The sequence below is a fragment of the Polaromonas glacialis genome (assembly GCF_000709345.1).
GTDB lineage: Bacteria > Pseudomonadota > Gammaproteobacteria > Burkholderiales > Burkholderiaceae_C > Polaromonas > Polaromonas glacialis.
Genome location: NZ_KL448323.1, coordinates 234,594 through 247,161 on the forward strand (window position 1 = coordinate 234,594; position 12,568 = coordinate 247,161).

Sequence of the window (12,568 nt, forward strand, 5' to 3'; positions counted from 1 at the left end):
ACCTGCAAGTTCGCTGAGGTGGTAAACGGAGATTATAGGGGTTGGCTGTCTGCCAAAGCCGGCCGCGTCCTTCACAAAAGAACATCCTGCCTTGGGGACACTGACACGGTTGTATCTGCCCGAACCCTGGAGCTTCAAATGGAAAGTCTGGATTTGCGTGTGCTGGCCGATGCCCTGGACTGGCGCCGCACCGGCTGGCCGGTCACGCTGGTCACGGTTGTACAAACCTGGGGCAGCGCGCCGCGCCCGCCCGGTGCGCTGCTGGCCGTTCGCGGTGACGGCGCGGTGAGCGGTTCGGTGTCGGGCGGCTGCGTCGAGGATGACCTGATTGCCCGCATCCGCTCGGGCGAGGGCGCCCACAGCAGCCCCAAGCCGGACATGATGGCCTACGGCGTGAGTAGCGAGGAAGCGGCGCGCTTTGGCCTGCCTTGCGGCGGCACGCTGCGGCTGGTGCAGGAGTCGCTTGAGGAGACCGCCTGGGTCGAGGACGTGCTGCGGCGCACGGCCCGGCATCAACGGGTGGCGCGCAGCCTGACGCTGGCCACCGGGCATGTCACGCTCAGCGATGCGCCGCGCGGCGCCGGCCTGCATTTTGACGGCCTCACCCTGACCACGGTGTTCGGCCCGCGCTGGCGCCTGCTCCTGATTGGTGCCGGCCAGCTCAGCCAGGCCGTTGCCAGCATCGCGCTGATGCTCGACTTCGAGGTGCTGGTGTGCGATCCGCGCGAGGACTACGCGGCCACGCTGGCCCTGGCAGGCGTGCGGCGCCTGCCAGGCATGCCCGACGACGTGGTGCGCGAACTCCTGCCCGACGTGCACACTGCCATCGTCGCGCTGACGCACGACCCCAAGCTCGACGACATGGCACTGCTGGAAGCGCTGACCTCGGATGCGTTTTATGTTGGCGCGCTCGGTTCGGCGCGCAACCAGATGGCGCGCAAGCAGCGCCTGGCCGAGCATTTTGAACTGAGTGCGCAGGAACTGGACCGCCTGCACGGGCCGGTGGGGCTGCGCATCGGCGCCCGGACGCCGGCGGAAATTGCCGTGTCGGTCATGGCGCAGATCATCGAGGTCAAGAACGCGCAGCTTGTGGCGGCACGTCCCGCCAGTGCGGTGGCGCAGGGCTGAAGTCATGGCTGCAAAACCCATGGTGATCGTGCTGGCGTCCGGACGCGGCGAGCGGTTCGTGGCCAGCGGCGGTAGCGGCGCCAAGCTGCAGGCCCGGCTGGGCGGCTGCAGCGTGCTGGAGCATACGTTGAGCGCCGTGCAGGCTTCGGGCCTGCCCTGGCATCTTGAAGCGGCGATGCACCCCGGCATGGGCGACTCGATTGCCGCCGGTGTGCGCGCGACGGCGGGCAGCCCGGCCTGGCTGATCCTGCCGGGCGACTTGCCGCTGGTGCAGCCGGAGACGCTGCGCCAGATCGCGCAGGCGCCGCAGTCGCTGGACGTGGTGGTTCCGCTGGTCAGGACGGGTCACGCGGATGATCCGGTCAATGGCCTGCAGCGCGGCCACCCGGTGCGGTTTTCGGCGCGCTGCGGGCCTGAACTGATGCAGCTCACTGGCGCGCAGGGCGCTGCCGCCCTGGTGCGCGCCTGGGGCGAAACGCTCTGGCCGGTGCAGGACGCCGGTTGCATTCTGGACATCGACACGCTTGCGGACCTGCGCCGCGCCGAGCGGCTGATCGGCTTGAGGAATTTTCCGTTGGCCGGATGAGCGCAGCGCGGGGTTTTTTTGATAAAAAAGGCCTTTTGCGCAATACGGGCATGTGCAGGCAGCTATTGAAAAAAGAGCAATCAGTCCGGCGCCATGACCTTGTCCGGTGTCATCGGCGTGCTGCGCACGCGCCGTCCGGTGGCGTGGTAGATCGCATTGCAGACGGCCGCCGCCACGCCGACGATGCCGATCTCGCCCACCCCCTTGGCGCCCAGGCGGCTGACGATACGGTCGTCTTCTTCTACAAAGATCACGTCGATGTCATGGATGTCGGCGTTCACCGCCACGTGGTATTCGGCCAGGTTGTGGTTCATGAAGCGGCCCAGCGCGTGGTCGCTGTGGGTTTCCTCGTGCAGTGCCTGGCTGATGCCCCAGACCACGCTGCCCACGATCTGGCTGCGTGCGGTCTTGGCGCTGATGATGCGGCCTGCCGCAATCGCGCTGACCACCCGCGTCACGCGCACGGTGCCAAAGGCCTCGTCCACCCGCACCTCGCAAAACACCGCCGAATGCGTGGCGCGCACATACTGCTTCTGCTTCAGGGCGTTGGGCAGCATCAGGTATTTTTCCTCGATGCTGTCCAGGCCAGCGGCCGCCAGGATGTCGGTGAATGGCACGGCCGAGCCCGGCATCTTGATCAGCTGCAGGCAGCCATTGACGCATTCGACCTCATGGGATGCGGTGATTTCAAATGGCGAATCGGGCATGGCCCGGGCCAGCTTCCAGAGCTTTTTCTGCAGCTTCTCGCACACGCCTTCGACCGCCGAGCCGACAGTGGCGACATGCGACGAGCCGCCTTCGACCGGCGCAAACGGCAGCGTCGAGTCGCCAAGGCGAAACGTCACCTTCTCCAGAGGCAGGCCCATGGCAGCGGCGGCGATCTGGCTCATCACGGTGTAGGTGCCGGTGCCGATGTCGCTGGTCGCGCTGCTGACGACAAGCCGGCCGTCGGCGTGCAGCACCGCGCCCGCGCGCGCCAGCATCTGCAGCGCATCCCAGGTGCCGGTAGCCATGCCCCAGCCGATCAGTTCGTTGCCCTCTTGCATCGAGCGCGGTGCGGCCGGACGGCCGGCCCAGCCAAAGCGCTCGGCGCCCTGCGCGTAGCAGGCGCGCAGTTCCTTGCTGGAGTAGGGCAGGTTCCTGGCCGCGTCGCGCTCTGCGTAGTTTTTCAGCCGCAGCGCCAGCGGGTCCATGCCAAGGGCATACGACAGCTCGTCCATCGCCACTTCCAGCGCATGCACACCGTGCGCCGCACCGGGCGCGCGCATGTCCAGGGGGCTGTACTGGTCGAGCGCGACCAGCTTGTAGTCCAGCCGCACGTTGTCGCACTGGTAGAGCTGGCCCGACCAGTTCACCACCACTTCCACGTAGTCTTCCAGCCTGGACGTTTCGGCTACCGCTTCATGCACCACGGCCTTGAGCGTGCCGTCGCGCTCGGCGGCGAGTTTCACCCGCTGCCAGGTTTCGGGCCGGTGGCCAAAGGTGAACATCTGCTGGCGCGTGAGCACCACGCGCAACGAACGTTTGAGTTGCAATGCGCCCATCACCGCCAGAATCAGCTGGTATTGCGGCCGCAGGCCCGAGCCGAAAGCGCCGCCGACAAACGGGTTTTTCACCGTCACCTTGTCCTTGGACAGGCCAAACACCTGCGACACCATCCAGCGGCTGTTTTGCGCGCCTTGCGTCTTGTCGTAGATCGTCAGGTGGCCGTCGTCCGAGCGAATCACGGTGCTGGCGTGCATTTCCATCGGGTTGTGGTGCTCCACACCGCTGTAGAAGTCAGCGTGGATGCGCACCGGCGCGGCCTCATAGGCTGCATCGGCATCGCCCGTCGGTTTGGGCGGCGGCGAAAATCCCGCCTTCAGCCGGCTCGGCTTGTGGCTGCGGTTCAGGTTGGCCAGCAGGTCCGTCTGGTGCGCTTCCTCTTCATAGGTCACCTGCACCAGCGAAGCGGCGTAGCGCGCCGCCTCGAACGTCTCGGCCAGCACCAGCGCCACCGGCTGGCCGCTGTAGAGCACGCCGTCGCTGTAAAACGGCTTGAAGGGCGAGCCGCCCGGCGCGGTCATGTCCTTGTAGAACAGGTCCAGCTTGCGCGTCTTGGGCCGGTGCAGGTGCGACAGGATGTCGAGCACGCCCGGTACAGCGCGCGCCTCGTCCAGATGCAGGGCGGTGATGCGCCCCTTGGCAATCGTGCTGTTCACGACCACGCCGTACGCCATGTCGGGCGCGCTGTGTTCGGCGGCATAGCGCGCCTGGCCCGTTACCTTGGCCGGGCCGTCGATGCGCGAAATTGCATCGCCCTTGGCCACCAGGCCGGTGCCGGGTTCGGCCACCGGCTGCACATCCTCCTTTAAAACTGCGTTCATGGCGCATCCTCCGCGTTGTCGTTGTCGTTATTGACTGTATTTGCCACGGTGCCCGCAAGCGCCATTTCCAGCGCCCGCACCACGGCGCGCTGCGACATCGGAATCTTGAAGGCATTGCTGCCCGGCCCAACGCCCTGCGCCTGCGCGCCGCGCAGCAGGTGCTTGGCGGCCTGCGAAAAGGCAGCAGGGCTGGCGGGCTGGCCCACCAGCAGCGCCTCGGCCTCGGGGTCGCGCCAGGGTTTGTGCGCCACGCCGCCCAGGGCAATGCGCGCCTCTTTCACCAAGCCATCCGTGCCGATGTCCAGCGCCGCAGCGACCGACACCAGCGCAAACGCATACGAGGCCCGGTCGCGCAGCTTGAGGTAGGCCGAATGCGCCGCAAAGCCGGGCGCAGGCGGCAGGTCGATGGAGGTGATCAGCTCGTCGTGCGCCAGCGTGGTATCGATGTCGGGCTGCTCGCCCGGCAGGCGGTGAAAGTCGGCCATGGCAATGGCGCGGCCACCGCGCGGCGACTGCACCTGCACCACGGCGTCGAGCGCCCGCAGCGCCACGCACATGTCCGACGGGTGCGTGGCAATGCACTGTTCGCTGGCTCCCAGAATCGCATGCAGGCGCGCCAGTCCGCTGATGGCCGGGCAGCCGCTGCCGGGAACGCGCTTGTTGCACGGCACGCCGGTGTCATAAAAATAATAGCAACGCGTGCGCTGCAGCAGGTTGCCGCCGTTGCTGGCCATGTTGCGGATCTGCGCCGAAGCACCCGCCAGGATCGCCGCACTCAGCAGCGGGTAGCGGCTGACTACCTGCGCGTGATAGGCAGTATCGGCATTGCGCGCCAGTGCGCCCAGGCGCAGGCCGCCGTCCGGCAGGGTCGCGATGCTGTTCAACGCCAGCGGGTTGATGTCCACCAGCCGCGCCGGCCGCATCACGTTTTCCTTCATCAGATCGAGCAGGTTGGTGCCGCCGGCAATGAACTTGCCAAAGCCTGCCGACGTTGTAGATCCGGGGCCGGGGCCGATCTGTTCCAGTGCCGTTTCCACGGCACTCGCGGGAAGGTAGGCAAAGTTGATCATGCCGGCACCACGCCGGTGGTGACGGGCCGGCTGGCCGTGGAGGCCGTGCCCGGTTTTGCGCTGCCCAGCGCCACGTCGCTGACGGCCTGCACGATTTGCGGGTAGGCGCCGCAGCGGCAAATGTTGCCGCTCATCAGCTCGCGGATGTCATCCGGCGTGCGGGCGTGACCTTCGTTGATAAGCCCGACAGCCGAACAAAGCTGGCCCGGCGTGCAGTAGCCGCACTGAAAGGCGTCGTGGTCGATAAAAGCCTGCTGCAGCGGGTGCAGCTCCGGGCCGGTCACCAGGTTGGCCAGGCCTTCGACGGTGGTGATCTCGCGGCCGTTTTGCATCACCGCCAGCGTCAGGCAGGCGTTGATGCGCCGGCCATCGACCAGCACCGTGCAGGCACCACACTGGCCGTGGTCGCAGCCTTTCTTGGTGCCGGTGAGCTGCAGCTTGTCACGCAGCAGGTCAAGCAAAGACACCCAGGCCTGCACTTCCAGCCGGTAATCCTGCCGGTTGATGCGCAACTCGATGGTGTGTTGCGGCGGTCCGGCCAGCGCGGCGGAAGGGGGTTGGTCAGCCATGGCAAGCTCCTGGTGGTGGGGTTTTTGACCGCAGGGCCGGTCATGAAATTGAATGCTAGAGCGCTGCCACCGAGCCGATTGAAAGCTGCAATACCGCCCGGTTGTCAGACAAGGCCGCATGGAGCAGGGCGCTTTGGCGCTACCTTGAAACTGCTACATTGCCTGCCATGACACATCAAGCAAACACGCCGGGCAGCAACCAACCCGCTGAGCTGGCCGGCAAACATATCGTGCTCGGCCTGTCGGGCGGCATTGCCTGCTACAAGTCGGCCGAGCTGTGCCGGGGGCTCATCAAGGCCGGCGCCACGGTGCAGGTGGTGATGACCGAGGCGGCCGCCCAGTTCATCACGCCGGTCACGATGCAGGCGCTCAGCGGCAGGCCGGTGTATTTGAACCAGTGGGACGGCCGCGAGCCGAACGCCATGGCGCACATCAACCTGTCGCGCGAAGCCGACGCGATCGTGATTGCGCCGTGTAGCGCCGACTTCATCGCCCGGCTGGTCCAGGGCCGTGCCGACGAGCTGCTGAGCCTGATGTGCCTGGCGCGTCCCGTGGACCGCGTGCCGCTGCTGGTGGCGCCGGCAATGAACCGCGAGATGTACGCGCACCCGGCCACGCAGCGCAACCTGGCGCAGCTGGCGCAGGACGGCGCCACGGTGCTCGGCGTGGGCACGGGTTTCCAGGCCTGCGGCGAAACCGGCGACGGCCGCATGCTGGAGCCGGACGAGCTGCTCGAAGACATCATTGCCTTTTTCACGCCCAAGGTATTGCGCGGCCAGCGCGTGCTGGTAACGGCCGGGCCGACCTATGAGGCGATTGACCCGGTGCGCGGCGTCACCAACCTGTCGAGCGGCAAGATGGGCTTTGCCATTGCCCGCGCCGCGCGCGAGGCCGGCGCCGAGGTCACGCTAGTGGCCGGGCCGGTCGTTCTGGCCACGCCGCGCGGCGTCACGCGCATCGACGTGAAATCAGCATCAAATATGCTCTCTGCGGTTTCTGGATGTGCGCAGTCAGCTACTATTTTCATAGCAACGGCGGCTGTGGCCGACTGGCGGCCGACCGACCCTTCGTTGCAGAAAATCAAGAAGGACGGCTCCGGCCAGACGCCGCAGCTGGCCTTCACCGAAAACACCGACATCCTGGCGACGGTTGCCCAGTCGCCGGCCGCGCAGGCGGGCCGGCTGTATTGCGTCGGCTTTGCGGCCGAAAGCCATGACCTGCTGGAAAACGCGCAGGCCAAGCGCTTGCGCAAGCAGGTGCCGCTGCTGGTCGGCAACATCGGCCCCGATACCTTCGGCCAGGACGACAATGCCCTGCTGCTGATCGATGCGCAGGGCAGCCTTGAATTGCCCCGGGCGTCCAAGCGCTCGCTGGCGCAGCGGCTGGTCGGCGAGATTGCCCGCCGGATTGAAACCCATGCGCCCGCCAGGCAGAACACCACGCTCTCATGATGCAGCCTTCGAATACCCCGCCTGACGGTGACTTTGTGCGCTACGTCGAACGCCTTACAGCTGCACAGGCAGTCGCCAGGAGTGCGCCAGCGCCTGGCGCGCCGATGGCGATTCCGGGCTTGCCGTCGGTGGCGGATGGGCTGCAATCGGTGGCGCGCATTCCTTTTCTGCGGCATGTGAAATGGATCGTCGGCCTGTGGGTCGGCACGCAAATCCTGGGCCGCTTCGTGCCCGGCGCCGGGTTCTTGTTCATTCCCATGCTCGCGGCGTATGTCGCCTGGCTCATCTACCGCTTGAGATCGCAGCCACCGGGCGCTTTCGTCAACAAAATGGCCGCACTGGCCAAACGCGCAGCCGAAGAAGCTCGAAAAGTACCCTCAACCCGTCCCAAAAACAAGCCATGAACATCGACCTCAAGATACTCGACCCGCGCCTTCAGGACAATCTGCCCGCCTACGCCACGCCTGGCAGCGCCGGACTGGACCTGCGCGCCTGCCTGGACGCGCCGCTGACGCTGGGAGCCAACGCCTGGCAGCTGATTCCCACCGGCATGGCCATCTACCTGCACGACCCCGGCTATGCCGCGATGATCCTGCCGCGTTCGGGGCTGGGCCACAAGCACGGCATCGTGCTGGGCAACCTGGTCGGGCTGATCGACAGCGACTACCAGGGCCAGCTCATGGTGAGCGCCTGGAACCGCAGCGACGTGCCCTTCACCATCGAGCCGATGGAGCGAATCGCCCAGCTGGTGATCGTTCCGGTGGTGCAGGCGCAATTCAGGGTGGTCAGCGAATTCGTCGCCACCGAACGCGGCGAGGGCGGTTACGGCTCGACAGGAAAAGCCTGAGCAGGCACTGCGCCAGGCCCAGGATGTGCGTGAGCTCAGTCCTACGCGAATTGAATGCACCATCCCACGCATGCTAAGCTTTGGACCTGACCTAGAAACCGGCGGCCAACCTTTCAAATCAGGGCTTCAGGTTCCTTGACGCTGTGCTGAATTAAAAAAGAAAAGTCCAGGCAGGACGGAACTTCAATGACTTTATCCGAGGAGAGTTTCATGCGCCGTATTTCCCGCTTTGTCTCAGTGACCGCTTCAGTGCTTGTTCTGGCCGGTCTGGCCGCCTGCGGCACCGTGCCCATGGACAACCAGTCGTCATACCCGGCGCCAGCGTACCCGGGCCAGAGCCCGTACCCGAACCAGTATCCGAACCAGTACCCCACGCAATCACAGTACCCGGCGCAATCGCAATATCCCGCCCAGAACCAGCAGGGCAACTATGTGGAATACGGCCGCGTCAACAACATCGAGGTGTTCCAGGGCCAGCCGCAGGCGCAGAGCCCTGGCATCGGCGCGGTGCTGGGTGGCGTCGCCGGCGCGGTGGTTGGCCGCCAGATCGGCGGGGGCACCGGACGTGACTTTGCCACGATAGCTGGCGCCCTCGGTGGCGCCGTGGCGGGCAATGCGATCCAGAACAACAACCGCAATGCCAACGTCAGCCAGACCTACCGGGTCACGGTCCAGCTCGACAACGGCGGTGCGCGCGCCTACGACGTGCCGGCCACCGGTGAATTGCGCATCGGTGACCGCGTCAGGATCCAGAACAACCAGCTGTTCCGTTATTGATCCGCAGGCGTTCTGACGCAAAAGCGGCGCCGCAGTTTGATCTGCGGCGCCGCTTTTTTTGTGGGCCAGTGGCTGCGGCCGTTTTCAGTGCAGCGTGTCGTTGCCGGTCGCCGTGGACTCCAGCTTGAAGAAACCGGTGCCCAGTGAACCCTGGCCGACTTCCGGCTCGGTGGCTTCGCGCACGGATTCAACCTTCAGCGCCAGCCGGATGGCAATGCCGCCAAGCGGATGGTTGCCGTCCAGCACCACATGCTCGGGGTAGATGTCGGTCACGGTGTAGATGTGCTCGGGCGGAATCTGCGCGGTGGCGCCCGACGGCATGGCCGCGCCGTCAAACGTCATGCCTTCCTCGAGTTCGGCCGGAAAAATGCTGCGCGGCTCCAGGAACACCAGGTTTTCATCGTAGTCGCCGAAGGCGTTTTCGGGCTCCAGGTGCAGCTCCAGCGTATCGCCGGCTGCATGGCCGAGCAGCGCTTCCTCGATGCTGGCCAGCAGGTCCTTGCCGCCGAGCAGGAACTCGACCGGCTCGTCCAGTTCGTCCAGCACATCGCCCAAAGTGTCTTTCAGCGTCCAGGTCAGGGCAACGACGCATTGCGGGGTGATTTTCATCCGACAATTGTCCCATGGATGTCAATTTGCCCCTCTCCCTTCTCGCCGGTCTTACCCCCGCCCAGTTCATGCGCCGCCACTGGCAGAAAAAGCCGCTGCTGGTGCGCCAGGCGATCCCCGGCTTCCAGCCGTTTCTCAGCCGCGCGGCCCTGACCAGGCTGGCCTCACGGGAAGAGGTCGAGTCGCGCCTGATCGTCCAGCAGGACAATGGCTGGACCCTGAAGAAGGGGCCGTTTGCCGCCCGGAGCCTGCCGCCGCTGGGCCAGCAAGGCTGGACCCTGCTGGTTCAGGGCGTGGATTTGCACGAGCCGGCCGGCCACGCGCTGCTGCAGCAATTCCGTTTCGTTCCTGATGCGCGCATGGATGACCTGATGATCTCGTTTGCCACGCCGGGCGGCGGCGTGGGGCCGCATTTTGACAGCTACGACGTGTTTTTATTCCAGGCCAGCGGCCGCAGGCGCTGGAAAATCGGCAAGCAGAAAGACTTTTCCCTGCAGCCGGGCGTGCCACTGAAAATCCTGCAGAACTTCGAGGCCGACGAGGAATTCGTGCTGGAGGCCGGCGACATGCTCTACCTTCCGCCGCGCTATGCGCATGACGGTATTGCCGAGGCCAGCGTCGGGCCGGATGGAAAACCCGCTGACTGCATGACGTATTCGATTGGCTTTCGCTGCCCGGTGCAGTGCGAACTGACCTCCGACCTGCTGCACCGGCTGGCTGAAATGGGCGAGGATGCCGCCCAATCGTGCGACGAAGAAAGCGAGGGCACGCGCGCCGTCCCCAGGCGCATGTACCGCGACCCCGCGCAGCCCGCCACCGAAACGCCGGCCGCCATGCCGGCCGGCCTGGCGGATTTTGCCCGGCAGGCGGTGTTTGACGCCCTCAAGGACCCGCTGGCGCTGGCGTGCGCGCTAGGGGAATCCATGTCCGAGCCCAAGCCGGGCATCTGGTTCGACGAACCCGGACAAGCCTGGGATGCCGAAGCCGCCAAGGCCGGCCAGACAGGCATTGCGCTCGACGCGCGAACCCGCATGATGTATGACAGCGACCACATCTTCATCAATGGCGAAAGCTACCGGGCCAAAGGCGCCGATGCCGCCTTGATGCAGCGCCTGGCCAATCAGCGCTGTCTGGCGGCGAGCGACTTGCGCAAGGCCGGTAAAAGCGCCACTGCCTTGCTGGGCGACTGGCATGAAGCGGGCTGGCTCCAGCAAAGCGAGCCCGCGCTGCCGGGCAAGGCTTGACGGTTTGTGCTTCCACTGAATTCAAGGAGCAAGCAACATGACACCCGGACAGGCAGGCGCTGCGCCGTCGATGCTTCCAGAGGGCCGTTTCAGCGGCCGCAGTGAATTCGCCGAACTGGTTCGCCACGCCATGGCTGCGGCCGCAACGCAGGGCTGGCGCGAAATGATCTGGTGCGATCCGGACTTCGGCGACTGGCCGCTGGGCGAGCGGGCCGTGGCGCAGGCGCTGAACGACTGGGCGGAAAGCGGCCGCAAGCTCACGATGCTGGCCGATAACTACGATGCCGTTCTGCGTCAGCATGCGCGCTTCGTCACCTGGCGGCGAACTTGGGCGCATGTTGTCGAGTGCCGCAAGAGCGGCGCGGCTTCAAAAGGTTGCCTGCCCAGCGCGTTCTGGAGTCCAGAGTGGGTGTTTGAGCGACTCGACAGCCCGCGCTGCACAGGCGTTGCCGGTACGGACCTTGCCCGGCGCACTGCTTTGAAAGAGCGCCTCAACGAGCACCTTTCAGCCAGTTCGGCTGGATTTCCAGCGACCGTTCTCGGACTGTAAGTGTGGTTTTACGGTTGCAGGCGGGCGCAACACAACTTATTTCAAGCAATTAAGGGTTTTCATGCTTGTGCTCGGCAGCATATAATTTGAGGCTGGGTAGAAAGAGCTCGAGTCCTTTCCTCACAGGTCAGGACATCGCTCGAATTTTGTTTGAGCTTGGGGTTTTGACAATTTCCGGAAATTGTTTTCTTAAATATCATCAAGGATCGTAAAAATGAACAAGTCTCTCGTACTGGCCGCTATCGTTGCCGCTGTTGCCCTGGCCGCTTGCGGTAAAAAAGAAGAAGTCGTTGCGCCTGCACCTGCGCCTTCCGTCGTTGTTGTTCCTGCAGAGTCTCCTTCTGCTTCCGCCGCAGCTGCAGCCGCCACCGGCGCCGCTTCCGCTGCCACCGGTGCCGCTTCGGCCGCTGCCGACTCTGCCAATGCCGCTGTGAGCGCCGCTACCGACGCAGCTTCTGCTGCTGGCAGCGCTGCGACTTCCGCCGGTGCTGCTGCATCCGCTGCGAAGTAAGACTTCCTGATTCCAAAAAAGCCGCCTCCGGGCGGCTTTTTTCATGGCATTTTCAAAGTGCCAGCCAGGGTGTCCCGCTGGCCGGTCCCGCCACCACGATGTCGCCGGGCTGGCAGCCCAGGGCGTTCGAGAGCACGCCCTGAACCAGGCCGGGACGGTTGTTTTTGGCGCTCAGGTGCGCCGCCACCAGGTGCTTCAGGCCGCCATGGGTCACCGCACAGGCAATGGCGGCGGCCGCCGTATTCGACAGATGGCCGTAGTCGCCGCCCACCCGTCGCTTCAAAAAAGGCGGATACGCCGACTGGCCCAGCAGGTCGGTGTCGTGGTTGGATTCCAGCAGCAAGGCATGGCAGGCCTGCAGATGCGCCATCACATGCGGCGTTGCATGGCCCAGGTCGGTCACAATGCCCAGCTTGGCCGATCCGTCGGTGCAACTGAGCTGCAGCGGCTCCCGGGCATCGTGGGGAACGGTGAAGGGCATGAGCTGCAGGCCACCCAGGTCAATCGCTTTTCCGTCCCGCGCGGTATGCAGGAGGCCGTCGAAGTCAGGCGAACCGATGGCCAAATGCGTTCCCTGGCTCATCCAGACCGGAATCCGGTGGCGCAGCGCCAGCGCATGCGCGCAGCCGATGTGGTCGCCATGTTCATGGGTGATGAACACCGCATCGATGTTTTCAGGCAGCAGCCCGGCCTGGGCCAGGCGAACCGCGAGTTGCCGGATGCCCAGGCCGCAGTCCACCAGAAGGCGAAAGGGCAGCAGGCCGCCGGCTTCCACCAGGGTGGCGTTGCCGCCGCTACCGCTGCCTAGGCTCCTGAATCGCAACACTGCCAATCAACTGCTTGCTGGTCTGCCGCCTGAA

Annotated in this window: 14 protein-coding genes; 9 read left to right on the top strand and 5 right to left on the bottom strand. The window is 65.3% G+C overall.

Features of this window, described 5'->3' with window-relative positions; genetic code table 11:
• The first annotated feature begins 138 nt into the window (after positions 1–138).
• A complete protein-coding gene (locus EC86_RS0101470; RefSeq protein ID WP_029523941.1) occupies positions 139–1,128 on the top strand; it encodes an XdhC family protein in 990 nt (329 codons plus the stop codon).
• 4 nt (positions 1,129–1,132) lie between these two features.
• Positions 1,133–1,714: a nucleotidyltransferase family protein gene (locus EC86_RS0101475; RefSeq protein ID WP_029523942.1), complete on the top strand. Its 582-nt coding sequence runs from the start codon at positions 1,133–1,135 to the stop codon at positions 1,712–1,714.
• An 80-nt stretch (positions 1,715–1,794) separates the two neighbouring features.
• On the opposite strand, the gene EC86_RS0101480 is transcribed toward EC86_RS0101475, so the two are convergent.
• The 3 genes from EC86_RS0101480 to EC86_RS0101490 are packed head-to-tail and all read right to left on the bottom strand — an operon-like array spanning position 1,795 to position 5,719.
• Positions 1,795–4,080 carry a xanthine dehydrogenase family protein molybdopterin-binding subunit gene (locus tag EC86_RS0101480; protein ID WP_029523943.1) on the bottom strand — a complete coding sequence of 762 codons (2,286 nt, stop codon included), beginning with the start codon at positions 4,078–4,080 and terminating at the stop codon, positions 1,795–1,797.
• Positions 4,077–5,150 (bottom strand): FAD binding domain-containing protein, encoded by a 1,074-nt coding sequence (locus EC86_RS0101485; protein WP_029523944.1) that lies wholly within the window; start codon positions 5,148–5,150, stop codon positions 4,077–4,079. Before EC86_RS0101485 ends, EC86_RS0101480 begins: the two co-directional genes overlap by 4 nt.
• On the bottom strand, positions 5,147–5,719 hold the full coding sequence (locus EC86_RS0101490) for a (2Fe-2S)-binding protein (protein WP_029523945.1): 573 nt from the start codon (positions 5,717–5,719) through the stop codon (positions 5,147–5,149). The genes EC86_RS0101485 and EC86_RS0101490 overlap by 4 nt, the downstream gene beginning before the upstream one ends.
• A 167-nt stretch (positions 5,720–5,886) precedes the next feature.
• Between EC86_RS0101490 and coaBC the strand changes: the two genes are divergently transcribed.
• The 4 genes from coaBC (at position 5,887) to EC86_RS0101510 (ending at position 8,794) form a co-directional block, all read left to right on the top strand.
• Positions 5,887–7,170 carry a bifunctional phosphopantothenoylcysteine decarboxylase/phosphopantothenate--cysteine ligase CoaBC gene (gene coaBC / locus EC86_RS0101495; protein ID WP_051675665.1) on the top strand — a complete coding sequence of 428 codons (1,284 nt, stop codon included), beginning with the start codon at positions 5,887–5,889 and terminating at the stop codon, positions 7,168–7,170.
• Positions 7,167–7,574: a hypothetical protein gene (locus EC86_RS0101500; RefSeq protein ID WP_156955165.1), complete on the top strand. Its 408-nt coding sequence runs from the start codon at positions 7,167–7,169 to the stop codon at positions 7,572–7,574. The genes coaBC and EC86_RS0101500 overlap by 4 nt, the downstream gene beginning before the upstream one ends.
• Entirely contained in the window at positions 7,571–8,017 is a 447-nt protein-coding gene (gene dut / locus EC86_RS0101505; RefSeq protein WP_029523948.1) for a dUTP diphosphatase, read from the top strand. Before EC86_RS0101500 ends, dut begins: the two co-directional genes overlap by 4 nt.
• A 210-nt stretch (positions 8,018–8,227) precedes the next feature.
• The gene (locus tag EC86_RS0101510) at positions 8,228–8,794 is read left to right on the top strand and encodes an outer membrane lipoprotein (protein ID WP_029523949.1); all 567 of its coding nucleotides are present in this window, start codon (positions 8,228–8,230) and stop codon (positions 8,792–8,794) included.
• A gap of 84 nt (positions 8,795–8,878) precedes the next feature.
• Here the strand turns inward: EC86_RS0101510 and EC86_RS0101515 are convergent, their stop codons facing one another.
• Positions 8,879–9,403, bottom strand: a complete 525-nt coding sequence (locus EC86_RS0101515; RefSeq protein WP_029523950.1) for an FKBP-type peptidyl-prolyl cis-trans isomerase — start codon at positions 9,401–9,403, stop codon at positions 8,879–8,881.
• Between the two features lie 14 nt (positions 9,404–9,417).
• Between EC86_RS0101515 and EC86_RS0101520 the strand changes: the two genes are divergently transcribed.
• From EC86_RS0101520 to EC86_RS27435, 3 genes are all read left to right on the top strand, one after another.
• Positions 9,418–10,647 carry a JmjC domain-containing protein gene (locus tag EC86_RS0101520; RefSeq protein WP_029523951.1) on the top strand — a complete coding sequence of 410 codons (1,230 nt, stop codon included), beginning with the start codon at positions 9,418–9,420 and terminating at the stop codon, positions 10,645–10,647.
• Positions 10,648–10,684: 37 nt separating this feature from the next.
• Complete coding sequence (locus tag EC86_RS0101525) at positions 10,685–11,197, top strand: hypothetical protein (RefSeq protein WP_029523952.1); 513 nt, start codon at positions 10,685–10,687, stop codon at positions 11,195–11,197.
• Positions 11,198–11,411: 214 nt separating this feature from the next.
• Complete coding sequence (locus tag EC86_RS27435; RefSeq protein ID WP_029523953.1) at positions 11,412–11,708, top strand: hypothetical protein; 297 nt, start codon at positions 11,412–11,414, stop codon at positions 11,706–11,708.
• 52 nt (positions 11,709–11,760) lie between these two features.
• Here EC86_RS27435 and EC86_RS0101535 read toward each other — a convergent pair whose 3' ends face one another.
• Positions 11,761–12,534 carry an MBL fold metallo-hydrolase gene (locus tag EC86_RS0101535; RefSeq protein WP_029523954.1) on the bottom strand — a complete coding sequence of 258 codons (774 nt, stop codon included), beginning with the start codon at positions 12,532–12,534 and terminating at the stop codon, positions 11,761–11,763.
• Positions 12,535–12,568: the final 34 nt, after the last annotated feature.

What these genes read in the sequence shown, in the direction of transcription:
- EC86_RS0101470 (WP_029523941.1), top strand. Translation starts at nt 139, where the DNA reads ATGGAAAGTCTGGATTTGCGTGTGCTGGCCGATGCCCTGGACTGGCGC.
- EC86_RS0101475 (WP_029523942.1), top strand. Translation starts at nt 1,133, where the DNA reads ATGGCTGCAAAACCCATGGTGATCGTGCTGGCGTCCGGACGCGGCGAG.
- EC86_RS0101480 (WP_029523943.1), bottom strand. Translation starts at nt 4,080, where the DNA reads ATGAACGCAGTTTTAAAGGAGGATGTGCAGCCGGTGGCCGAACCCGGC.
- EC86_RS0101485 (WP_029523944.1), bottom strand. Translation starts at nt 5,150, where the DNA reads ATGATCAACTTTGCCTACCTTCCCGCGAGTGCCGTGGAAACGGCACTG.
- EC86_RS0101490 (WP_029523945.1), bottom strand. Translation starts at nt 5,719, where the DNA reads ATGGCTGACCAACCCCCTTCCGCCGCGCTGGCCGGACCGCCGCAACAC.
- coaBC (WP_051675665.1), top strand. Translation starts at nt 5,887, where the DNA reads ATGACACATCAAGCAAACACGCCGGGCAGCAACCAACCCGCTGAGCTG.
- EC86_RS0101500 (WP_156955165.1), top strand. Translation starts at nt 7,167, where the DNA reads ATGATGCAGCCTTCGAATACCCCGCCTGACGGTGACTTTGTGCGCTAC.
- dut (WP_029523948.1), top strand. Translation starts at nt 7,571, where the DNA reads ATGAACATCGACCTCAAGATACTCGACCCGCGCCTTCAGGACAATCTG.
- EC86_RS0101510 (WP_029523949.1), top strand. Translation starts at nt 8,228, where the DNA reads ATGCGCCGTATTTCCCGCTTTGTCTCAGTGACCGCTTCAGTGCTTGTT.
- EC86_RS0101515 (WP_029523950.1), bottom strand. Translation starts at nt 9,403, where the DNA reads ATGAAAATCACCCCGCAATGCGTCGTTGCCCTGACCTGGACGCTGAAA.
- EC86_RS0101520 (WP_029523951.1), top strand. Translation starts at nt 9,418, where the DNA reads ATGGATGTCAATTTGCCCCTCTCCCTTCTCGCCGGTCTTACCCCCGCC.
- EC86_RS0101525 (WP_029523952.1), top strand. Translation starts at nt 10,685, where the DNA reads ATGACACCCGGACAGGCAGGCGCTGCGCCGTCGATGCTTCCAGAGGGC.
- EC86_RS27435 (WP_029523953.1), top strand. Translation starts at nt 11,412, where the DNA reads ATGAACAAGTCTCTCGTACTGGCCGCTATCGTTGCCGCTGTTGCCCTG.